This window comes from Lysinibacillus sp. NPDC097195, from assembly GCF_044762075.1.
In the GTDB taxonomy this organism is placed as follows: domain Bacteria; phylum Bacillota; class Bacilli; order Bacillales_A; family Planococcaceae; genus Lysinibacillus.
The window spans coordinates 634,922-658,620 of the sequence record NZ_JBIWDP010000001.1; the positions used below are offsets into that span (position 1 = coordinate 634,922).

General features: G+C 37.1%; 20 protein-coding genes, 3 pseudogenes and 1 riboswitch. Of the genes and pseudogenes, 18 read left to right on the forward strand and 5 right to left on the reverse strand.

Annotated elements, in window-relative coordinates; genetic code table 11:
* The first annotated feature begins 5 nt into the window (after positions 1-5).
* The 3 genes from ACIQXI_RS03195 to ACIQXI_RS03205 all read left to right on the forward strand — a co-directional run bounded on the left by ACIQXI_RS03195 (position 6) and on the right by ACIQXI_RS03205 (position 4,702).
* Complete coding sequence (locus tag ACIQXI_RS03195; RefSeq protein WP_402921582.1) at positions 6-332, forward strand: DUF5713 family protein; 327 nt, start codon at positions 6-8, stop codon at positions 330-332.
* 356 nt (positions 333-688) lie between these two features.
* A complete protein-coding gene (locus ACIQXI_RS03200) occupies positions 689-3,535 on the forward strand; it encodes a hypothetical protein (protein WP_402921584.1) in 2,847 nt (948 codons plus the stop codon).
* 183 nt (positions 3,536-3,718) lie between these two features.
* Positions 3,719-4,702, forward strand: a complete 984-nt coding sequence (locus tag ACIQXI_RS03205; RefSeq protein ID WP_402921586.1) for a glutaminase — start codon at positions 3,719-3,721, stop codon at positions 4,700-4,702.
* Positions 4,703-4,924: 222 nt separating this feature from the next.
* On the opposite strand, the gene ACIQXI_RS03210 is transcribed toward ACIQXI_RS03205, so the two are convergent.
* The 4 genes and pseudogenes from ACIQXI_RS03210 to ACIQXI_RS03225 all read right to left on the reverse strand — a co-directional run bounded on the left by ACIQXI_RS03210 (position 4,925) and on the right by ACIQXI_RS03225 (position 10,204).
* Positions 4,925-6,139 carry an MFS transporter gene (locus ACIQXI_RS03210; RefSeq protein WP_402921588.1) on the reverse strand — a complete coding sequence of 405 codons (1,215 nt, stop codon included), beginning with the start codon at positions 6,137-6,139 and terminating at the stop codon, positions 4,925-4,927.
* Positions 6,120-7,177, reverse strand: a pseudogene (locus tag ACIQXI_RS03215) (ThiF family adenylyltransferase). Before ACIQXI_RS03215 ends, ACIQXI_RS03210 begins: the two are co-directional and overlap by 20 nt.
* Before the next feature lie 433 nt (positions 7,178-7,610).
* Positions 7,611-8,954 carry an amino acid permease gene (locus ACIQXI_RS03220; RefSeq protein ID WP_402921590.1) on the reverse strand — a complete coding sequence of 448 codons (1,344 nt, stop codon included), beginning with the start codon at positions 8,952-8,954 and terminating at the stop codon, positions 7,611-7,613.
* 167 nt (positions 8,955-9,121) lie between these two features.
* A riboswitch (glycine riboswitch) is annotated at positions 9,122-9,198 on the reverse strand.
* A 622-nt stretch (positions 9,199-9,820) separates the two neighbouring features.
* Positions 9,821-10,204, reverse strand: a complete 384-nt coding sequence (locus ACIQXI_RS03225; RefSeq protein WP_402921592.1) for a rhodanese-like domain-containing protein — start codon at positions 10,202-10,204, stop codon at positions 9,821-9,823.
* 124 nt (positions 10,205-10,328) lie between these two features.
* On the opposite strand from ACIQXI_RS03225, the gene ACIQXI_RS03230 reads away from it, so the two are divergent.
* The 7 genes and pseudogenes from ACIQXI_RS03230 (at position 10,329) to ACIQXI_RS03260 (ending at position 17,151) form a co-directional block, all read left to right on the forward strand.
* Positions 10,329-11,159: a lipoate--protein ligase family protein gene (locus tag ACIQXI_RS03230; protein ID WP_402921594.1), complete on the forward strand. Its 831-nt coding sequence runs from the start codon at positions 10,329-10,331 to the stop codon at positions 11,157-11,159.
* A gap of 190 nt (positions 11,160-11,349) precedes the next feature.
* Positions 11,350-12,141: pseudogene (locus ACIQXI_RS03235) on the forward strand (ribonucleotide reductase N-terminal alpha domain-containing protein); the annotation flags it as partial.
* 206 nt (positions 12,142-12,347) lie between these two features.
* Positions 12,348-13,199: an LAGLIDADG family homing endonuclease gene (locus ACIQXI_RS03240; protein WP_402921595.1), complete on the forward strand. Its 852-nt coding sequence runs from the start codon at positions 12,348-12,350 to the stop codon at positions 13,197-13,199.
* 76 nt (positions 13,200-13,275) lie between these two features.
* Positions 13,276-15,057: pseudogene (locus ACIQXI_RS03245) on the forward strand (vitamin B12-dependent ribonucleotide reductase); the annotation flags it as partial.
* A 320-nt stretch (positions 15,058-15,377) separates the two neighbouring features.
* Entirely contained in the window at positions 15,378-15,614 is a 237-nt protein-coding gene (locus ACIQXI_RS03250; RefSeq protein WP_402921597.1) for a hypothetical protein, read from the forward strand.
* A 49-nt stretch (positions 15,615-15,663) separates the two neighbouring features.
* The gene (gene fabZ / locus ACIQXI_RS03255; protein ID WP_402921599.1) at positions 15,664-16,089 is read left to right on the forward strand and encodes a 3-hydroxyacyl-ACP dehydratase FabZ; all 426 of its coding nucleotides are present in this window, start codon (positions 15,664-15,666) and stop codon (positions 16,087-16,089) included.
* 150 nt (positions 16,090-16,239) lie between these two features.
* Positions 16,240-17,151 carry an NAD(P)H-dependent flavin oxidoreductase gene (locus ACIQXI_RS03260; protein WP_402921601.1) on the forward strand — a complete coding sequence of 304 codons (912 nt, stop codon included), beginning with the start codon at positions 16,240-16,242 and terminating at the stop codon, positions 17,149-17,151.
* A gap of 71 nt (positions 17,152-17,222) precedes the next feature.
* Here the strand turns inward: ACIQXI_RS03260 and ACIQXI_RS03265 are convergent, their stop codons facing one another.
* Positions 17,223-18,158, reverse strand: coding sequence for a DUF1385 domain-containing protein (locus tag ACIQXI_RS03265; RefSeq protein ID WP_402921603.1), 936 nt, complete (start codon positions 18,156-18,158; stop codon positions 17,223-17,225).
* 205 nt (positions 18,159-18,363) lie between these two features.
* Here ACIQXI_RS03265 and ACIQXI_RS03270 point away from each other — a divergent pair, with 205 nt between their 5' ends.
* The 8 genes from ACIQXI_RS03270 to ACIQXI_RS03305 all read left to right on the forward strand — a co-directional run bounded on the left by ACIQXI_RS03270 (position 18,364) and on the right by ACIQXI_RS03305 (position 23,699).
* Entirely contained in the window at positions 18,364-18,789 is a 426-nt protein-coding gene (locus ACIQXI_RS03270; protein ID WP_402921605.1) for a hypothetical protein, read from the forward strand.
* A gap of 62 nt (positions 18,790-18,851) precedes the next feature.
* Positions 18,852-19,286: a type II 3-dehydroquinate dehydratase gene (gene aroQ / locus ACIQXI_RS03275; protein ID WP_402921607.1), complete on the forward strand. Its 435-nt coding sequence runs from the start codon at positions 18,852-18,854 to the stop codon at positions 19,284-19,286.
* Between the two features lie 2 nt (positions 19,287-19,288).
* Complete coding sequence (locus ACIQXI_RS03280) at positions 19,289-20,350, forward strand: M24 family metallopeptidase (RefSeq protein ID WP_402921609.1); 1,062 nt, start codon at positions 19,289-19,291, stop codon at positions 20,348-20,350.
* 17 nt (positions 20,351-20,367) lie between these two features.
* A complete protein-coding gene (efp, locus tag ACIQXI_RS03285) occupies positions 20,368-20,925 on the forward strand; it encodes an elongation factor P (RefSeq protein WP_339258696.1) in 558 nt (185 codons plus the stop codon).
* A 140-nt stretch (positions 20,926-21,065) separates the two neighbouring features.
* The gene (locus ACIQXI_RS03290; protein WP_402921611.1) at positions 21,066-22,067 is read left to right on the forward strand and encodes an NAD(P)H-dependent flavin oxidoreductase; all 1,002 of its coding nucleotides are present in this window, start codon (positions 21,066-21,068) and stop codon (positions 22,065-22,067) included.
* 116 nt (positions 22,068-22,183) lie between these two features.
* Complete coding sequence (locus tag ACIQXI_RS03295; protein WP_008179863.1) at positions 22,184-22,393, forward strand: hypothetical protein; 210 nt, start codon at positions 22,184-22,186, stop codon at positions 22,391-22,393.
* Positions 22,394-22,397: 4 nt separating this feature from the next.
* Positions 22,398-22,775 carry a hypothetical protein gene (locus ACIQXI_RS03300; protein WP_402921613.1) on the forward strand — a complete coding sequence of 126 codons (378 nt, stop codon included), beginning with the start codon at positions 22,398-22,400 and terminating at the stop codon, positions 22,773-22,775.
* A gap of 12 nt (positions 22,776-22,787) precedes the next feature.
* On the forward strand, positions 22,788-23,699 hold the full coding sequence (locus ACIQXI_RS03305; RefSeq protein ID WP_402921615.1) for a stage III sporulation protein AE: 912 nt from the start codon (positions 22,788-22,790) through the stop codon (positions 23,697-23,699).

The window sequence follows — 23,699 nt, forward strand, 5'->3', positions numbered from 1 at the left end:
TATTTGTGAAAAAACTTAACTCAGAATTTAACTATTTATCGGATATGTACGAGGATTCTTATTATCCATCGTTTTTAGTAGATAAAATACAATTGAACATTCGTAAAGTAGTTGATTTTCTTGAAGAAGGCAAGCATTCGATTGAAGCGGTTCAGGAAAAGTTAGATGAAATGACCATAGCCATTAATGAACTAGAGGATGAGTTTTATCAAAATGAGAGTGAAATTGAAACGGTAGCACGCGATTCCATCGCCATAACAGTAGAAGAAATTTTACAATATTTTGAGATTGATATAGATATTGAAGAAGCTTTAAGAGAAAGAGATTGGTGAAAAAATAAATTCACTATCTTGTTGTTTACTAGCGCTAAATTCTATATACAATGTAAGGTGCATTCTATGCGAAAGACGACTGTGCTTCGGTGGATATCCTAATAGATAAAGATGTCGACGTCCTTTGAGGCGTCTTTTCTTTTGCTGCAATTTGATGCATGGATCGAGAGGGCGATATTGATAATAAAGGAAACTTATTCACCATTTAAAGTCATTACTTCTTTCTATCTAATCCACATCAATATATTACTATTTTGTATTGTTTAATTTGCAGCTTTTAGAAAGATTGTTGAAAACAAAGGAAAATATCGGATTAGGACCGATATATACAATAGATGATAGAGGAGGTAGAAAAATTGAATAAAAATTTATTTATTACAGTAGCTGCTACTATTCCGGCAGTTCTTATTACCCCAACAATAGCGGGAGCAGCGGCATCAGAAGTGACAGTGACAGGTCAAAACAAGGTGAACGAAGTTTTGAAAGCTTCTATCGAAAATTTACCTGCTAATTCAATTGTCAATGGCTATCAATGGTATTACGTAGAAGATGGGACGAATAAACCGATTCCTGGCGCAACGACTGCATCTTTCACAGTGCCAGTAGAGGCCGCTGGAAAAACGCTATATGTAGAAGCTATTACAACGACTAATAATCGCTATAAGAGTGCGACACAAACAATTAATACGCTTGACTTGGCGATTACTAAACCGATCTTTCCGAATTCTGCAAATTATATCGTGCCAGGGGAAGCGGTTAAAGCTTCTGCCGAAGTTACGGATAAGTCAGGCGCAAAATTAAAAGGTGATCAAATTACATATAGCTACCAATGGTTTTATAAAGTTGGTGATTCCTTCACAATTATTGATGGAGCAACGAATGGTACATATACAGTCCCTAAAAATGCTTTAGAAGAAAATATGAAAGATATTATGGTGAAAGTAAAAGCAAAAGTTGGCTCGGCTATGGTGGAATCCGATTTTTCTGAAGTGATAACGATATCGAATGAACCAACGAATACAATAATGAACGAAATTAAAACATTGCTAAAAAATGACCATCATTATAATATTTCAAATCTTGCTTCATTTAAAGCGGAAGTAACGGCTTTAGATGCAAAGTATCAAGCATTATCGGCACCTGCAAAAGCAAATGTGACCAATTATAGCGTGTTGAAGCAGGCACTTGCGGATGTAGAGGTTATCGAGAAGCTAAATGAGAAAGTAAATAAAGTTAATGATGTTGAGGTCAAGAACCTAACCCAATATTTAAAGGAAATTGATGACACTTATAATAAGTTGGATTTATTACAACGTAGTTTAGATGTTGATGATGCGTTGTATACGAGTATTAAAAACATATTGCAAGATCCAACAGATATCAATGACTTCAAGGAAGTTAGAAGATTAAATAAAGCAATTATTGGATTACTGGCCTATGAAAATTCCTTTGTGAAGTATGTCCCAACTAATATACAGTTATTACAAACAGCAGTTGAAACAATCGAAAAGGATATCGCAAAATTATCGCAAAACTACCGTCCAACTGTGCAAAATCAATCGATCTTAAATGATGCGAAGCAAGATATTAAAAAGGTTGAGCAGTTTATTAAACAGTTCGATAAGCTGTCAGCCAATAATACACCGAGCAAACAAGTGACAACGGCGAAATCAATACGTACAGCTTATGAAAAGCTAACTTATAAACAATTACAACTCGTGCCAGCTAATTTTGTTACGAGATTGCTGGAAGCGGAAAATGCAGAAGATCTTCAAATCGAAAATTTAAATACAGACATCGCCAACTATGTTGGGGAAGCTGATGATATGTATCCAATCAATCTGACAGCGCAAACGTGGCAAAGCCATGTTACAACGGTAAACCGCATCATTAATGAATATAAAGGACTAACGAAAACATCCGCTGCCAAAATTATCGGCTATGATCGTATTGTCACATTGCAAAAGGATTTAAAAACGGCAGATAAAGTGATAAAAGAAATGGATGCCTATAAAAAGCTATCAGAGGTAGCTGGTGTGGCTAGTAATAAGCTGAATTCAAGCTATACGAATACGTTAAAATCCTATAATAAGTTAACAAGCTTGCAGCAATCGCTCGTTTATAATGCAGATGATTTTTTATTAAATTCGCCCAATGTTACGGTTGATAACGGCAAGGAACCTGCTGATAAAGCAGCGGCTGAAACGTTAAAGGCAACTGTTGCTAAGTTTGCAGATGTTACGAACTTTACATTTGACCAATTCGAAGCAGCTGTCAATGCAGCGACCGTAACATACAAAAGCTTATCTTCACCAGCACGCAAGTATGTCACAAATTATTATTTATTAACAGCTGCTAGCAAAGATCTATCGGGCGTAAAATCGTTCCATAAAAAAGTGCAAGCAGCACGCGAAGAAACAGATGCGACAAAACAGGCTAAAAAAATTCAAACAATCCAAACGGCTTATGCGAAACTACCTGCCAACCAGCAGCATTTAGCAAAACAGCAATACGAAGATTTACTGAACAATCGTTTAGAGGATGGCACTGCACCAGACATCACAGCATTGAATGAGGCAATTGCTCTTATCATCGCTAACGACCAGTATTTAGTGTCAAAAGAAAAAATAATGGAGCTGTCAACACAATATAATAAGTTAAGTGCTACAGATAAAAAACGTATTACAAATGCTTCGCTCTTAACTGCGGCAGTATCCGATGTGAAAAAAGTAGAGTCATTCCTGAAGCAGTATGAAAAATCATTTACGAGTAATCCAACAGCTGTTATTAGCGCTTTTGGAAAACTTTCTTCTAAACAAATGAGTTTAGTTAGTGCAGAAATTCGAAAAGCCATTATTGACAAGGAGCAAGGACTACAACACTCAAATGAAAAGGCGTTGCAATTAATTGAATCCATCAATTTACTGCTTAAAAATGGCGAATATATTGATGATTTAGAGGAAACGGTAAAGAACATTCGAGTAGAATATGATAGTTTGAGTGCTTCTGAAAAAAGTGTAGTCAAAAATATTTCGAAGCTGACACAGGCAGAAAGTGATTTGAAAAAAGTCGCTGATGTGCATGCGCTTTATCCTGCTACAGAAGGGGATGAAGCTGCTCGTAAAGCTTGGCAAAATGCCTATGCAAAGCTTTCAAAGAAATTAGAAAATCTGTATCATAAAATGTATCCAAGCGATTTATAAAAAATTTCCCCGAATAAGATTATTCGGGGTTTTTTCTGTAATACTTGAAAATAGTAGGTTAATCGATACAATAGAGGATAAATAGCACGAGGCGCTGAATAAGTTGATTTATAAAAAATCTAGCGCGAGTTATAGCAGTATCTATAGAACACGGCAAGTGATGTAAGAGGAGAGAATAACGCAATGCTGACTAATCATACAAACAATAATTTTAACAATGCCCATCAACCTCATATGGCAAAGTGGGTGGAGGATTTTCGTCCATTTGCACAAGAGGGGAAATGTGCAAGCTATATTCCTGCTTTAGCTCAAAAAGATCCGCAACATTTGGCGATTTCAATTATTGGACCGAATAATGAAGAACTAAAGGGGGGAGATGTAACCGAACTTTTTACGCTGCAAAGTGTGTCAAAAGTTGTGACCTTTATTTTAGCGTGTATGGATCGGGGATTACCTTATGTGTTAGAGCGAGTAGATGTTGAGCCTACAGGTGATACATTCAATTCTATAATTCGTTTAGAAAGTCATCAACCGGGCAAACCATTTAATCCAATGATTAATGCAGGAGCCATTACCGTTTCTTCTATGCTAGCTGGAAATTCTCCACAGGAGAAGGTGTCAAAAATCCTCTCTTTTTTAGAGCAGATAATTGGCAAGCAATTAAAGGTAAATGAAGAGGTCTTTCAATCGGAATGGCATACTGCTAATCGTAATCGTTCATTAGCATATTATTTAATGGACTCGGGCTTTTTAGATTGCCCTGTAGAAGAGGCGTTGGAAGTTTACTTGAGACAATGTGCCATTGAGGTGAATGTTTCAGATTTGGCCATAATTGGATTGGTGATTGCGAATGATGGCTATCACCCGCAATCCAAAACACAGCTTTTTCCAAAGCAAGTGGCAAAACTGGCAAAGGCATTAATGGTGACGTGTGGAATGTATAATGCATCAGGTAAATTCGCGGCATTTATTGGCTTGCCCGCTAAAAGTGGCGTCTCTGGTGCCATTGTTGCGGCTGTTCCGAGTCACGCAGGCTTAGATTCACCTTTTCCGACAGGTTGTGGTATCGGTATTTATGGACCTGCGATTGATGACATAGGAAATAGTGTAGCAGGTGTAAAATTATTAAAGCATATTGCGACAGAGTGGAATATGACGATTTTTTAAGAAAGTAGACAAATAGCGTAGTTAAGCAAAGAGGCTTAGCTACGCTATTTTTATTTGTAGCAGGAGATGGATGCCGTTCAACAGCACTATCCCTACTTCCTATTCCACAACACAATGATAAGCAGTCCCCTTGCTGCATCGTAATTAAATGGGAATGGTCCTCGCTAGAGCTAATTTAATGAACGGTTATATAGTTTCCTAGCCTAGGAAGGAGGACAATAGTTATGAAATCCTTTCTACACAATCATTTGATCTATTGAAAAATAGAAGATACATACCAAACACAATAGTAATAATTCCTGTGATAATAATTAAATTTACTACATCATCATAGATCATAGGTATGACCAAGCATGTAACAATAGCGAAGGACGAAACGGTATTGATTACAGAAGTCACTTTACCAATATGTTGATATTCATAAAAATGATAGATCATTTTCCCATAAACTGTCCCTGACATACCGATTAATACAAATGTTAAGGCGAAGAGTACGGTTTTTATAGCTATGCTATCTATGAAAGCTATCATTGTAATCGCAACGCCTGATACTAGATAATCAATCATGAAAAAGTTTTGAAAAGGCATTCTAATCTGGTTGGACAGAAATACGCCAATTAGCTCTGATCCTCTCTGGATTGCTAAAAGAACGCCTAAATATTCAACGCCAATATTTAGTATTACAAGATAAGCACCTACAATACGCATAACCATTGTTGTAAGCCCGCTTAAAATACCTTCCATGACAACAATGCGAGATGGTGTCTTTTTTCGCCAAAAATATGTAAAGGCAAACAATATATCATTTTTATCATTCGCTTTTTCTTGAAGATGATTGTTATTAGGTGGCGTATAACCAATATTTTTTACAGATATTCTTAAGAATAGTGCAATACATAAGATGAACGTAAACATGTCAAGTATGAGTATACTGATGACAGACATATATATAAGAATAATTGATGATAAAAAATTTGATACTATATCAACGGTATTATTTGTAATATTCATAGCATAAACAGATTTTTCGATATCTGTTTTTTTATAGTGTAGAATTTGAGGAATAAAACTGGATTGTACGGGATAAATCAATGTGTTTGCAAATGAAAATATAAAGTGGCATATGAAAATGAATAGCATATCGAATCTAAAGTATACTGTGCATAAGATGCCTGTGATGGATAATAATTGGACAATTTCAAAAGTGATTAGTAAGCTTTTTTTATTTCTACAGTTATCTATGAAAGATCCAAAGGCAAAGTTAATTAGTGAGGGGAAAAAGGCGATTAATCCGAAGAGAGCCAAAGCATTTGCACCTAAATTATATAGAGAGATGGTTATATAGGTTAAAACAACAGTATATAAGCTATCTCCAAAATTTGTTATCACTCTCCCGGAAATTAAGTAAATAAAGTTGTTATTTTTTCTTAAGGTCATATTTATATACATCCCAATTAAATAAATCGATTTGAATTGCCTCTGGTTTATAATTTAGTTTTGTAATAACGCTGAAAGCTTGATAGGAAATTAAGCCTGCTGCCATGTAAGTTACAGGTGCTATAACACTTGTCGGGAATGTAATGTTTTCCAAAAGTTGTTCTCTTGGTGCACCTTGCTCTCCATACAATTCAGAGCTTGTAATCGTTAAATTTGGATACATACAAAAAGTGTTGATAACTGTAGAAGCATAGGAACCTGAAATAAAAGGTTTATTAAACGCTATTGATAAATCATCAAACCATGCGTCAATTTCGTGCTTTGGGGTGTCTGCACAACAAATCGAAATATCAAAGTTATATTTTTCGTAAATTTCCTGCAAGTCATTTTTTGTAGCTAAGTATTTATTTATTTTATTCACTCTTATTTTTGAATCTATTTTTTTATATATTTTTCAACGATGTCTACTTTATTTTTTCCTATGTCTTCTTTAAAATATGTACCCTGTCTAGTTAAATTTGTTTCATCTATTCGATCATTATCAATGATTGTGAATGTTTGAATACCCAATCTAGCTAATATTTCGCATACATTGGCACCAATTCCACCTAAACCAACAATTAAAACATGTGCATTATTTAATTTTCTCTGATAAATTGAAGGGTCCGTATTATTTGAAGTATCCATCCATTCGAAGAAATTGATATTGCGTGAATATTTATATTGTTTATCATAATCATTGAAAGTAAGTAGACCTAAATCTTTTAGCTCTTTTACTTTATTATTAAATTCTTCGGTACTTATTGTTAATTGTTCACGCTCTTTTTCACCATTTAGTACTTTTAGAATATCAATATTTAGTTTGCTTTTTTCAATTGACCGTTCAATTCCACCTTGACCAAAACCAAAGATTATTTTTTCTTCTACTATTATAGGCTGTAAAGTTTTTTTTATTTTTAATAGAGTCATCGAAATATACCTCCGTTCGAAGATTGAAAACAAAACAGAAAGAATGAAATTCTTCCTGTTTTGCTTCATTGCAATGAATTCTAAATTAACGATATAGGCTTTACAAAATGCTAATATTAGCGATCGCCATTACGAAATGCTGGTAGCATAAAATCACCCCCAACTAATTTCTTAGAGACATTATAAAAAAAGCAGAAAATTCGAAATAAAAAATAAATGAGTGAGTACTATTTTTTCTGAATGTTATTCAGTCTCAATAATCGTCAATTTTTTTTATTCTATTTTCTATTCTTAAACATGATGTATGTGAGAGGGGAGACTTTTATTATGCTAAGGAAATATAAGGTGAAATGGGTTATGTCTGCGAAAGCAATATAAGTTTCATAGTTTTTCATTGTATGGAAGTGGTGGAAGATTGGGGATTGTTAATAATGAAAGCCAAGACGTAATGTTTAGCGATTGCGTCTTGGCTTATCATGTACTTTATTCAAAATAGTGAAGTTTATTGTTGACTTTTTTTACGTTTGTATAGAATGAAAAGTCCGATAAACCAGATGGGTGTTAGTAACAGAGCAGTTCTAGTTGCCTCAGAAATTAACATTATCACTAATAAAAAAGCGAAGAAAGCGAGCACTAAATAGTTCACAAAAGGTGTCAATGGTGCTTTGAAAATCGATGCTTCGTGTAGTGCACGATTTTTGCGTTTATAAATAATATGGGAGATTAAAATAATACTCCAAACCCAAATAAAACAGATGGCACTAATTGTTGTGACGATGCTAAAGGCATTTTCGGGCATCAGCTTACTTAGCAATGCGCCGACTGATACAACAATGGCAGAAACAACAAGTGCGTTACTTGGTACACTGTTTTTATTTAGCTTTGCGAATGAAGCGGATGCTTGCTTCTGACGACCAAGATTATAAAGCATACGACTTGTCGAAAATAGACCGCTGTTGCCTGCTGATGCCGCAGATGTCAGAACGACGAAATTAATAATACCCGCGGCGATTGGTATCCCAGCCAATGTAAAGACTTGTACGAAAGGACTGCTTGCAGCAGACATTTCATACCATGGATTAATGCATAATATGATGGCTAGTGCTCCTATATAAAATAATAAAATTCGTAATGGAATTTTATTAATGGCAGATGGTATATTTTTCTGCGGATCAGCCGTTTCAGCAGCAGAAACACCGACTAATTCAACCCCGACAAATGCGAAGACAACCATTTGGAAAGCCATTAGGAAGCCATAAATACCGTTAGGAAACAGTCCGCCATGTGCCCAAAGGTTATTTATTGATACTGTGCCAGAGCTTGTTTGAAAGCCTGTAAATAGCATGAATAATCCAATAATTATTAGGGCAACGATAGTGACAACTTTAATAAGAGCAAACCAAAATTCGAGTTCCCCAAATAGTTTTACAGACAATAAATTTAGAAATAACAGTAGTACTAGACAGCCGATAGCAGGTACCCATTGCGGAATATTAAACCAATATTGAGTGTAGACACCAACGGCGATAATATCAGCCATCGCAGTCATAATCCAGCAAAACCAATACGTCCAGCCTGTAACATATCCTGCCCATGAACCGATGTACTCGCTAGCAAAATCGGTAAAAGAAGTATAGCCAGCGTTTGAGAGCAATAGTTCGCCTAATGCTCGCATAACAAAAAATAGAGCAGTGCCGACAATAAGATAGGCCAATATAATAGAGGGCCCAGCTAAAGAAATTGCTTTACCTGCACCTAAAAATAAGCCTGTACCAATAGTGCCCCCGATGGCAATCAGTTGCACATGGCGATTTTTTAAATCCCGTTTTAATTGTTGTTGTTCCACGTTCATTCCCCCATAGGTTGCGTAGAAGCGGTATCTGGAAAATAAAAAGAGACTAGTAGCGACACTAGTCTCATAAACGTCAGAATAACAATTACCATGTTCGAAAGGTTGGTTCGTTAAAAATAAATACAACATTCGTGTGGTATAGCTTTCATGATGAAAGTTGATATTACTCCTCTGTCCTTTTGCCTGAGATAGTGAACCCTTCGGCGACGCAAATTGCGCTCTCTCCAGAAATGCTCCTGCTATAGTTTGATCCATAGCATTCATAGCTTAATCTATACATTATTTTAAGATATTATTTATCCTAACAATGACAAGGGAATAATTCAAGGGAAAATTTCAGTTGTTTACAACAAATAGAGAAAAATTGAGCTTATGTGGATCAATTTGTTACGAAAGATAGTGATTTTGGACATATAGTATTTCTAGTAACCATATAAACGTTTAGACGTTTTCCTAGAATTGTCTCATCCTAACCTTAAACCGTTACATAAGGTGAATCGTGATGATGGAGAGTAGAGGTCGACGAATGAACTAATTTATTTGCAATTGATATTAAAAATTTTTGAACGAAGGCGCAGGGGTGGGATATTCGTGAAAGTCCACAATGACGACACAATCTTGCTTGAAAATGCTGAAAGTGACTACAGTCCAGTAGTTGTTGAAGGAGCGGAAGGATATAACTGACAAAGTTAGTCGTTAGACAACTACTATTATATAGAAGAAACTCTGAAAATTAGCAAAAAGAATCCATCCCCAAGGCATGAGGATGGATTCTTTTTTGTGCGAAATTGAAGCATGCTTCTCTGATAAAAGGACTATGCAAAATAGTCGCATTTGCCTTCTTGCATTCGCATTATTTATTATTTTTTTGTTTTAATTTTACCAGTCCAATTACGGAAACCGCCTTCTAACTGGTAAATTTGATTGTAACCACGTTTTTTAAGATAAAGAGCAGCACGAGCGCTACGGCCTGTATTTTGACAGTATAAATATACTGGTAAATCTGGGCGAATTTCTTTATAACGTTGACGTAATGCTGTAGAAGGAACGTTTCGTGCTCCAAGAATATGACCTGCATCAAATTCTTTTTGTTCGCGCACATCGATTAATTGTGCTTTACGGTAGCCTTCAATAAATTGTTCTTGTGTTAGGTTGGTTACGGCTTTTTTTAGACGCATTGCATTAATAGCGATATATGCAATTGTAACTACTAAAAGTACAGCAATTGTGATAAGTATATCCAATTTCTTCTTACCCCTTTCTATCTTCTTTATTATTATAAAAGATGCGCTAGCGATAGTCCAATGAGTTTGATAAAATTAACTAGATTGTGGCTAGAAATGATCTATAAATGTAGGAGATGACGTAATGACAACTTGGTATTTTCTAAATTCAGGAAAATGTAGTCCTTCTTTTAATATGGCACTAGATGAGGCTTTACTTGATTGGCATAGTGAGGGTTTAATTCCTCCAGTTATTCGTTTTTATGAGTGGGAGCCAGCGACATTATCAATTGGTTATTTTCAACAAGCAAAAAGAGATATAAATTTACAGGCAGTGCGTGAACAAGGACTAGGTTTTGTTCGTCGACCAACAGGCGGTCGAGCAGTTTTGCATGAACATGAGTTGACATATAGTGTGATTGTTAGCGAAAGCTATCCGAATATGCCGGAATCCGTGACAGAGGCATATCGTGTACTAAGTGAAGGGATTTTAGAGGGCTTTCATAATTTAGGGATGGATGCCTATTTTAGTGTGCCTGACACAGAGGAAAAAAGAGCGGATTTGAAACAACCAAAAAGTGCCGTGTGCTTTGATGCACCGAGTTGGTATGAGCTTGTCGTAGAGGGTAAAAAAATAGCAGGTAGTGCACAAACACGTCAAAAAGGTGTTATTTTGCAGCATGGTGCCATTTTACTTGATCTCGATCAGGAAAAACTATTATCTGTTTTTAATTTTTCTAGTGAAGCGGTTAAAGAACGTATGCGCAAAAAACTACCAGAAAAGGCAGTTGCCATAAATAGTTTGGTAAAAGAACCCGTTACAATTGAACAATGTGTCGAAGCTTTTCGCGATGGTTTTGCAAAATCGTTGCAAATTGAATTAAAACCATTTACACTTTCTGAGGAGCAATTAAAATATGTGCATGAGTTAGCAGAAAAAAAATATGCGCATGACGATTGGAACTTTAAAAAGTAAAATATGGTATAAGAAAAATATTTTTTCAACGTTTAAACCTTGTAATGGCAAGCAGTAACCAATCTACTCGAAATTGCAAGAGTTGAATTATAAAACTATATATAGTATCTTTTTAAAAGCAACATACACAATATGTAGTGTTCACTAACACATGATATTGTGTATTTAATTTTGTAGGGGAGGCAAAACGATGGTACTTACAAATCATCAACCCGATGTAAACAAACAAATTGAACAGTTAAACAAAGATATTGAGCAATTCCCACAGGTTCACCCTGTGACGCCTGATATGCACATAACGCATAAAGGTGTTTCAAGACTTGTGATGATCGATCGCTACTCCTTTAAGGATACGGAAAAGAAAACACTTAAAGCTGGTGATTTCGTCGTATTAACAGTAAAAGCAGATCCAAAATTCCCCGCACGTGGTTTAGGAACAATACAACGTCTTGATATGTCTTCAAAAACAGCGGACATATTGATTGAGGAAGACTACCGTAGCGCATTAGATGATCCAACAGAACAAGAAACAGGTGTGATCACACGTTCAATTGACGTGCTAGAAAAGCCTCTTGAAATTTTTTATGAGCAAATTGCAAAACGAAATGCAACTGGGCTTGCATCAGTAGAAAAAACAGCAGAAAAGCGCCAAGAATGGTTTGAGAAATTTTATAAGCAGCTTGTTTCATTAAAGTTTGTGCCGGCTGGCCGTGTTATTTATGGAGCAGGTTCGCAAACAGATGTAACATTCTTTAACTGCTATGTTATGCCATTTGTTGCAGATTCTCGTGAAGGTATTAGTGATCACCGTAAGCAAGTAATGGAAATTATGAGCCGTGGTGGTGGTGTAGGAACGAATGGTTCAACACTTCGTCCTCGCAATACATTAGCGCGTGGCGTAAACGGTAAATCTTCAGGTTCCGTGTCATGGCTAGATGATATTGCCAAACTGACTCACCTTGTCGAGCAAGGTGGATCCCGTTAACCTTAACGGCGGGATTAAAATCTCGTGAATTGCTGGAACACCCTGAGAGCTTTTCTTGCTACAACGGAAACTGTGAAGTTAAACGTGAATGCTAAAAAAAGAAATGATTGGGCAATCAGCAGCGAAGCATCTATGGAAACGCAGATGAACGTTCAACGACTATTGAAACTTCCTAAACTTAAAACCGCGTTGGAGGTGTGAGCATGGAAGAAGTAAATCGTAATGTACGGAGACGTCCTTACGAGGCGCGAGACAAAGAAAGATTGATACAAAAAATTATTGAGTTACATGAGCATGGACTGAGTCAAGTAGATATTGCGAAAACGCTAGGAATTGGTAGAGGAACAATTCATAAATGGAACAAAGAATTGCATCTTTTTAAACCAAGAACTCCAGGTGAAGCGGGTAAGCTGAAAAATAAGAAATACGCTTATAATGAAAACTACTTTAAACAAGTGGATACAGCAAATAAGGCTTATCTCGTAGGTTATATTACGGGCGATGGAACGATTTTTGATCGAGGGAAATCTAAGCGCCTTGTGCTATCACTTGCAGAGCAGGATCGACAACTACTTGAGGATATTGCTAAAGAGTTATGTATGTTAGAAGCAATGAAATTTCGACCACGCACAGCACCAAATGAACAACATAAATACACTTTACCTATTAATTCAACAGAAATGTGTAATGATTTAATAAAATTAGGGATTACACCACGAAAAACAGGTATGGAACGTTGGATTAATTTTGCAAGAGAAGATTTACAATGGGCGTATTTAAGAGGTTTTTTTGATGCAGACGGTCATATATCAAGTCGCAGACGACTTGGGTTTACAGGGAATTATCAAATGCTCTTGTCGTTGCTACAATTTCTACATGCAAATAGACTAGCTTTATCTGTCCATAAACTTTATCCAAAACAAGGTTGTGTAGACTTATATATCACTCGTAAAGATGATGTGAAAAGGATTGCGCAACAGTTATACAAGTATGGCTCTATACGACTCAATCGAAAATATGAAAAAATCAAATCCTTCTTTGATGATATAGTCTGATCTTATGTGAAAGCATAAGAATGTGGCAGAAATGACCACATCAAAAAGATATTTCGATATACTTTTTGTAACAAAAAAGCGTGGGGCACAAATGATAATGCTGGCAGATTGGCATCCTGATATCGTGGAATTTATTATTTCAAAAATGCAAAATCCACGTATTTTACGATACCTAATGGAAAATACAGCAGATGAGACGATTATTCGTCTAGCAAAAGAAAAATTAAACTTTAAGCCGCTTACAATGCAAGAAGAAGCAATGTATCAAGGTATTGTTAATTATAAAGGCATTGAAGGTTTAGGCGGATTCGATAGTGGCATTATCCGTGAAGCGGAAAATAAATTGCGTGACGGTGGTACGTACACAGTGCACAACCCAGAGTTTTTAACGGGTGCTAATATTTCTGTTACGTTAACGAAAGAATTTATGGAAGCTGTGGAAGCGGATGCTGAATTCGATTTGCGTTTCCCTGCCGTTGAAGAATATACAAAAGAAGAAATGGCTATTTACAACAGTGAGTGGCATAAAGTTGGCGATGTGCGTGAATGGGAGAAGATGGGCTACAAAGTACGTACATATCGTACGATTAAAGCAAAAGAATTATGGAATTTAATCAACGTATGTGCAACATACTCTGCAGAACCAGGTATTTTCTTTATCGACAATGCTAACGATATGACAAACGCGAAAGCATATGGTCAAAGTGTAGTGGCGACGAACCCTTGTGGTGAACAACCACTTGCTCCATATTCAGTTTGTAACTTAGCAGCTGTCAACTTAGCACAGTTTGCCAATAAAGAAGACCAAACAGTGGATTATGAAGCATTACGTGAAACAGTGCGTGTTGGTGTCCGTATGCAGGATAATGTCATCGATGCCACTCCTTACTTCCTAGAAGAAAACCGTATCCAAGCTCTTGGTGAGCGTCGTGTAGGTTTAGGCGTAATGGGCTTAGCGGATTTACTGATTTACTGTGAAAAAGAATATGGCTCAGATGCTGGCAATGCGCTTGTAGATGAAATCTTTAAAACAATTGCAGAAACAGCTTACGAGGCTTCAACAGAGCTAGCGAAAGAACGTGGCAGCTTCCCATTCCTTGTAGGAGCGACAGAGGAAGAAACAGCGCGTTTACGTAAAGCCTTCACAGAAACAGGCTTTATGCAAAAAATGCCGGCACACATTAAAGAGCAAATTTTAGCAACAGGTATTCGTAACTCGCATCTGTTAACAGTAGCACCAACAGGTTCTACGGGTACAATGGTAGGTGTAGCTACTGGTCTGGAACCATACTTCTCATTCACTTACTACCGTTCAGGTCGTCTTGGTAAATTTATTGAAGTAAAAGCAGAAATCGTGCAAGAATACTTAGACCGTCATCCAGAAGCATCTGAAGATAAATTACCAGAATGGTTTGTTACGGCAATGGAATTAAAACCAGAGGCACATGCGGATGTACAATGTATTATTCAAAAATGGATTGATTCATCGATTTCAAAAACGGTGAATGCACCAAAAGGCTATTCAGTAGAACAAGTAGAGAAAGTGTACGAGCGTCTATATAAAGGTGGCGCTAAAGGTGGTACAGTCTATGTGGATGGTAGCCGTGATTCTCAAGTGCTTACACTAAAAGCAGAAGAAAATGATATGGATCAATTATCATTTGAAGAAGAATTAGTAGAAGAGCACACAAAACGTCCAGTCGTATTGGTTGATACGATTCAAGCTCTTGAGTCTACAACTGTAATTGGCTCGGATGTAGGCAACACATGCCCAGTATGTCGCAAAGGTACAGTCGAAGAAATGGGTGGCTGTAACACATGTACAAACTGTGGTGCACAATTAAAATGCGGTTTGTAATATAAAGCTGAGTAAAATCATCTTACCTCTATAGAGGTAAGATGATTTTTTTTGTTGGGAATTTATGTTACGATTATGGTAAATATGTAGGAAGTTATTTCAGCTAAATTTTTTCGAACATTGGGGGACAAAGGAATGAAGCGTTCGACAAGGAATGGAATAAAGCTCATCGTTTTGGCAGCTGCTATTTGTTCGTTATTTTATTTACGAAAGCGTATGGCTTGTAAAGCACTCTTTGTTTCCAGTGGTATAAAGGTCCACGAATTAATCTGGAGAATGGTGAAGTTACTGCTTCTATTTCCTATAAAGGAAAGACCTATATGCGGATTCATTATCATGTGTTAACTGAAGAAACAAAAGTATCTGGCAGTATCGAAACGATAAAATTAAATCGTTTGTTAAAAAATAGGGTGACATTAAATGATGCTGAATATATAGAAATGGTCCAACATTCAGCACGTTTATTTACGGACAATGAAGTGACGAATTTGGATGATTTTTGCAGACAAAATAGCGTACATAAGGAAAAAATAGTATTAACTATTAGTATCAGGTGATAAAATAATTAGTAAGATGTTAAATAAAAGGGATATGGGGGAATTACTAATGTTAGATATTTTAAACGTTCAAGAAATCATTCAGCATCGTTATCCATTCCTATTAGTTGACAAAATAGTGGAATTAGAGGAAGGGAAACGTGCAATTGGAATAAAAAATGTCACTGCCAATGAGGATTTTTTTAACGGGCACTTTCCGAATTATCCGATAATGCCCGGTGTATTAATTGTTGAAGCATTAGCGCAAGTAAGCGCTGTTGTGATGTTAACGAAAGAAGGGAATCAAGGACGATTAGGGCTATTAGCTGGAATAGATAATTGTCGTTTTAAGCGGCAAGTAAAGCCTGGAGATCAACTACGTCTTGAAGTAGAAATTACTCGCTTAAAAGGACCTATCGGAAAAGGGAAAGGCATTGTGACAGTGGATGGTGAGTTAGCTTGCGAAGTAGAAATACTCTTTGCGTTTGGTGATTAATTGTTGCGTATGCAGTTCTTTTTGGGTGAAAGACAAAGATAAGTCTGTTTTTAACAGTTTTACAAACCAATCTTGTGAATGATTAATTTATGTCAATAAGTAGGGATTTCATCAACTAGCTAGAATCTTTAATAAAAAGGGGGAGAGAATATGTCACGTTTACCAATTATCGTAGCGCCGATGTTCTTAATTTCCAATCCAGCGATGGTCATTGAAGCAAGTCGGGCGGGGGCTATTGGCTCGTTTCCGTTATTAAATGCAAGACCAGCGTCCGCTTGTGCCGAGTGGCTTCAAGAAATTAAAGAAGCATTGCCATCAGAGCCTTGGGCAGTCAATTTTATTTGTCATCCAGTAGCGAATGCCCGTTTTGAAGAAGATTTACAACTCATTGAGCAATATGAGCCACCGATTGTGATTACATCGCTAGGCAACCCGAAGCGGGTCATTGATATTGTCCATCGTTATGGTGGCAAAGTTTATGCGGATGTGGCAAACGTTAAACATGCTGAGAAGTCAGCCGCAACCGGTGTAGACGGTTTGATTCTCGTATGCGCAGGAGCTGGTGGGCATGGTGGACAGCTTAATCCGTTTGGCTTTGTATCGGCCGTGAAAAAATTTTTTACTGGAACCATTATTTTATCTGGGTCCATTTCCAGTGGAGCAGATATTTTAGCTGCGCAAATTATGGGTGCGGATTATGCTTATTTAGGCACGCGTTTTATCGCTTGTCATGAAGGCAATGCACCAGACGATTATAAACAGATGGTTATCGACAGTCAGACCGACGATATTTTGTATACGGATGCGTTTAGTGGGGTCCATGTCAATGTGTTAATTCCTTCTTTAGTGAAGGAAGGCATTGACCCGGCTTCGTTAAAGCCTAGAGAAGATATTGATTTAACACATCTTGTCAATGTTAAAGCTTGGCGCGATATTTGGTCAGCGGGGCATGGTGTTACAAATATTGAAAAACGAGAATCTATGCGTGAAATTATGACGTTATTACAAGAAGAATATGAGCATGCAAAGCACCGTGTTAGTGAGATGACAATAGCATTATAAAAAATAAAACGCACAATGCAGTTATATCAACACATTGTGCGTTTTTGTATGGAAAAAATCGTCGCTGCCTATTAGTCGTGATTTAATGTTGCAGCAATTTCAGGTTGCTGTTCAACTTGGCGTAGCATATTGAATGAGGCAATAGCTACTTCCACTTGTTCATCTAATGGCTCTCTAGTTGTTAGCAATTGTAACCATAGACCTGGATAGCCAAGGTAGCGTAATACAGGTATATTACGACACGCATTTGTCGCCTGAAGTACTTCAAAGGATACCCCTAAGACAACTGGAATTAATAAAATTCGGTCTACAATTCGTAACCAAAGTGGATCTGTTGGTACAAAGAAATATAAAAACATGCCAACAAAGACTGTGAATAACATAAAGCTACTACCGCAACGATAATGTAAACGAGATTGGGCTTGGACATTTTTTACATTTATCTCCATACCCGCTTCATAGCAATTGATGACTTTATGTTCAGCGCCATGATATTGAAAAACACGTTTAATAATCGGTGTTAAAGAAATAAAATATAAGTAGGTAAGAAGTAAAAGAAGCTTAATGCCACTTTCGAGTAGAACCTGTCCTACTTTGCCATCAATCCATTTTGAAAAGAAATCTGCAATAAACACTGGAATTAACGTAAAGGCAAATTTTCCAAATAGAAAGGAAAGGATTCCGACAACAGCTACGCCTAAAATCATTTGCAATTTCGAGCCACTTTCTTCTACATGTTCTGCTTCTTCACCTGGTGTCACGTCATAACGATCCCCTGAAAACTGCATATGACGCGAACCTAAACCTGCAGATTCAATAAGTGCAACAACCCCACGTACGAATGGAATTTTTTTAAGCTTTTGCAGGATTGGTTTTTGAACTTTTTTAAAATGATAATAATCAATGGAATCATCATTACGGCGAATGGCAGTAATTGTATGTTCCTTTCCTCCGAACATCACACCTTCTAATTGTGCTTGTCCCCCGTAAACAGGTGAATTGCTCAAGGCTAACACCACTCTCTTTATATATTTCAACTGTATTATTGTACTATTTTTAGCGAAAAACCTCTAGAGGTACGCATAGTAAATTTTCTAAATGGTTACACTAATCATGTTATTTTGGTTTTTATGGAAGCGTGGTCATCGTTAGATAAGTACGATAACAATGCGAAGCTTGCAAGCAAGCAGCGTCAAATTAGGAGGGATTTAGATGAAGACAGGATTAATAACAGCAGCCGTTTATGCCATTGTTTTAGCCTTATGTTTAAAAGGACTTCATTATTTTCATTTGATTTCTTGGAATCCGATTGGTTTCTATAAAAAATGGGAATTGTTCGAGGATAGTTCTAAGTTGTTTCATTGGAGTTTTCTAACATTGGCACTATTTGTCGTTGGCTTCTTTTTATATATGACTTTGCGCTATACGCATATAATACCTGCTGTGTTAACTTCTTTGTTGTTAGGGCTTATTGTCACGATAACATTAGAATGGTTTGTTTTGGATTTACCTTTACAATCGAAATCTTTCAAAAAATTATCCATACCTTTTATTGTTGTCGTAATTTGCCTACTGCGCTTTTTACTTGAAACAGCTAATTTTCATCAGAAAGAGCATACAGCACAAAAAGGAAATTAGTTGCTGTATGCTTTTGGTATGATAAAATAAAAGGCAAGTACATAGAAAGAGGCGAATACTGCGTGAAGTTATTATGTTTGAATGGACCAAACTTAAATCGATTAGGAAAACGTGAACCGCATATTTACGGCCATGAAACACTAGACGATGTAAAGAAGAATGTTCAAAATCTTGCGGCTTCTCTTGGTGCTACAGTCGAGTTTCGTCAATCGAATCATGAAGGTGTTCTAGTGGATTGGGTACATGAAGCAGAAGACGAAAAGTATGATGGCATTATCTTTAATCCAGGTGCCTATACCCATACCAGTGTAGCATTACATGATGCCATTGCAGGGATTGCTGTACCAGTAATCGAAGTACATATTTCCAATATCCACAAACGTGAGGCTTTCCGCCATCATTCTTATCTTGCACCGGCATGCCTTGGTCAGATTAGTGGACTTGGTACGAAAGGCTATGAACTGGCACTACGCACTTTTATTGAGAGGGAGAAATAACTATGTTGAAATTACAAAAGCTTCGTCAAACGCTACAAGAGCAAAACATCGATGGCATTTTAATTACGAACGATTACAATCGTCGCTATATGACAGGGTTTACAGGTACAGCAGGTGTTGCAATTGTGTCACAAAATGATGCTGTATTCATTACTGACTTCCGCTATACAGAGCAAGCAGCTGCACAAATTACCGATTTTACAATTGTACAGCATGAGGCGACACTTTTAGAAGAAATTGCGACGCAAGTGCAAGCGATGGGTATTAAATCATTGGGATTTGAGAAAGATACTGTAAGCTTTGGCACATATGAGTTATATAATCGTGTCATTAAAGCTGATTTAGTACCCGTTTCTGGATTAATTGAAAAAATTCGCTTGATTAAGACTGAACAAGAGATTAATATTATTAAGGTTGCGTGTGAAATTGCCGATCACGCATTTACACATATTTTAGACTTCATCAAGCCAGGTAAAACAGAGCTTGAGGTTTCGAATGAATTAGAGTTTTTCATGCGACAACAAGGAGCAACGCAGTCCTCATTTGATACAATTGTAGCGTCTGGTCTTCGCTCAGCACTTCCACATGGTGTTGCTACAAATAAAGTGATTGAAAAAGGCGACTTTGTCACACTTGATTATGGTGCACTTTACAATGGTTATATTTCCGATATAACACGTACGGTGGCAGTTGGGGAGCCATCTGAAAAATTAGTGGATATGTACAATACAGTACTTGCCTCTCAACTTTTAGCTCTTGAAAAAGTTGGACCTGGTTTAACAGGTATTCAGGCAGATGCCATTGCACGCGACTATTTAACAGAAAAAGGCTATGGTGAGGCATTTGGTCATTCTTTAGGACATGGTATTGGTCTTGAAGTTCATGAAGGGCCAGGTTTATCGAAGCGTTCTGAGACGCTATTAGAGCCAGGTATGGCCGTTACGATTGAACCAGGTGTTTATGTACCAGGAGTTGGTGGAGTACGTATCGAGGACGATATTTTAATCACTGAATCCGGTAATGAACTGCTAACGCATTCGACTAAAGAACTCATCATCTTATAAACAATGGAGGAACAAAAATGATTTCAGTAAACGATTTTCGTACAGGTCTAACAATTATTGTTGATGGCCAATTATACCGCGTGTTAGATTTCCAACACGTTAAACCAGGTAAAGGTGCAGCATTCGTGCGTTCTAAATTACGTAACTTACGTAACGGTTCTGTCAATGAAAAAACTTTCCGTGCTGGTGAAAAAGTAGAAAAAGCACAAATTGATAACCGTAAAATGCAATATTTATATGCACAAGGTGATGAGCATGTATTTATGGATTTAGAATCATACGAGCAAACTGAACTAGCTTCAGCAGCTATTGAATATGAATTAAAATTCCTTAAAGAAAACATGGAAGTTCATATTCAATCTTACCAAGGTGAAATGCTAGGTGTTGAATTACCAAATACGGTTGAATTAGAAGTAACAGAAACAGAACCAGGTATTAAAGGTGATACAGCTTCAGGCGGTACAAAACCTGCTACACTAGAAACTGGACTTATCGTGCAAGTTCCTTTCTTCGTAAACCAAGGTGATATGTTAGTTATCAACACTTCAGAAGCTTCTTACGTGTCACGCGCGTAAGTTTATAGTTAAACCTACTCTTTTATAGAGTAGGTTTTTTTATTTTTAGTACATATAAACGCCAATTACAAAAATAGGTGAAATTGATGGAGGTCTTATTGAGAAATAACGTTTACAATAATAGTAAGGAGGGGAATGCAATGTACCAACAATTACAGATGCAATATCCAATTATTCAAGCCCCAATGGCTGGTGTTACTACACCGAAATTTGTAGCTGCCTGTGCAGAAATCGGGATTCTGGGATCGATTGGAGCGGGCTATTTAGATGGTGAGCAGACAAGAAGTTTTATTCAGGAAGTAAAAAAACTTACACACAAGCCATTCGCAGTGAATTTATTTGTGCAGGAAGAGCCGCGAATTGATGTAGATGTCCTTCAAAAAGCGCGTATGGCACTCCAGCCTTACTATGACGAGCTAGGGCTCTCACCTGTGCAAAGTGTCATGTCAAACGAAGTATTTGAAGGTCAGTTACAAGCAGTACTTGATGAGCAAGTAGCAGTTTGCTCGTTTACATTTGGTATCCCTTCAGCAGAGGTGATTCAACGTTTAAAAGACCAGGATGTTTATGTTGTAGGTACAGCTACGACGTTAGACGAAGCGATTCAAGTTGAGCAATCTGGCATGGACGCTGTTGTTTTACAAGGTGGTGAGGCTGGTGGTCATCGGGGATCTTTTACTAATCCATTGCAATTAATTACGAGAGAAAACTTGTTACAGCAAGTGGCAGGCAATATTTCGATACCGATTATTGCAGCTGGCGGTATTGTCTCAAAAGATGATGTCGAACGTGCACTAGCAGCTGGGGCTCGGGCCGTTCAAGTTGGCACCGCATTATTAGTAGCGGATGAATGTGAAATATCCCCGCTGTACAAAAATGCAATTTTACAGTCGAAAGCACAGCAGACAACTATAACGTATGCATTTACTGGTAAAGCGGCACGTGGCTTGGCCAATCGTTTTACTGAAAATATGAAGGATGCTGTTGTAGCACCTTACCCATTGCAACACCATTTGACGACCACTATTCGCAAAGAAAGCGCAGCGCAAGGAAATCCACAATATTTATCGATGTGGATGGGTGAAAATTGTCATTTAGTCCAACAGGGCACAGTGAAAAGCATCATAGAAAAATTAGTATAGGCAGGTGCCAGTCACTCAAACAATTCTGAATTGTTTGAGTGACTGGCACTGTTCTTTTTTTCTGTTCTTTTTTATTGGAGTGCGACATATATTGCTGTACACGAGGGGGCGTATGAATGGAATTACAGGACGTATTAAGAGTCGCTGGAGTGGGACTAGTAGTAGCGCTTCTTCATGTTTTTTTTGATCAAACAGGGAAGAAAGAATTTTCATTTTTCTTATTTTTTATTGCCTACTTATATATGACAGCAGAATTACTCCGATTTTTACGTCTATTTTTTACTGAGATATTAACATTCTTCCAGTGGTTGACCTCATCTGGGTAAGTAAATGGAAATTGTTATTGTTGCTGTTGTCATGCTGCTTTTATTGTTGCTTATAAAAGAAGTCATACAGCCACTCCACGCGCTCATTAGTGTGATGTTTGCCTTTTTGTTGTTTGGTTTTTTGTTCACGACACTCTTATTGCCATTCGTTAAACAATTACTTGATTTGCTGACATTTTTGCCATATGCAAAAGCTATTGTAATGAGTGCTAGCCTTTTTTACGTAGGGCAATGGGTGTCGATGTTACTTGTGGAGCATAGTTATAAAGTGCTTGGCAGTATTGTTTTCGATGCTGTGAAAATCGTTATTTTAATGTATTGGTTTAAAGAATTTTTGGATGTATTACAGGGGGTGTCGGCTATTTTACAAAGGTTAAACTAAGGGGCGAAGCCAGTGCAGGAGCAACTACTTTCGTTTTTCATCGATCCATTTTTTCTCTTGCTCAAGATGACGCTCATATTGTGTAGCTACGTCATCATAATTTTAATTGTCAACATGCTTTTACCAGGATTTGAAAAAGGGACAAGGATACTGTTCTTTCTTATTGTAATAGCCACGATCGGGCCTGTAGTCGTTAAATCATTTCAACTCATTGATGAAATTGCACAGGGACTATCCCATATTTTCACGGCTTTTTATCCAATTCTTACTTCTAGCTTTTTGTTGTCCAGCAGTATAACGGCCGTTGCTTCTTGGCAGCCTTTTCTACTTTTCTTTGTACAAGTCTTAACGATTGTCAGTAGTAAATGGCTAATACCTGGTGTGCTGTTTGCTATTGTCTTTGATGTTAGCAGTGTCATTGTGAAAGAAATATCTTTTTCACGAATTGCAGAATTGATTCGTTTTACCATTATGAGTATTGTTTCCGCTTCTGTTATTTGCTACATCATTTTAATGTCGGCAAGCGGCGTTGCTGCCTTTAGTGTTAATAAGGCAGTAGCGGAGCCAGTGAAAAAATTGATTGAAGAAAATATTCCGGTAGTCGGTTCCTTTATTGTTGATAGTTTCTCGATGTTTCAGCATATGACACAATTTTCTTCCTCGATTAGTAGTATAAGTGCGTTTATCGCCGTAATCACGGTAGCGTTTATTCCGACTGTCCAGCTTGTTGTCAGTGCCTATTCATTGAAACTATTAGCCGCTATTTTAGAGCCGATTGCTTTTGATGATATTTGTAAACTGCTTGATCATGTTAGTAAATCTCTATTTACGTTATGTGCAGTATCATTTCTAATTGCTTTTTCATTTATGTTTTCTTGTTTTTTCCTTATCGTTTTCGTGCAAGTGATGGCTGGGGGGAGATAG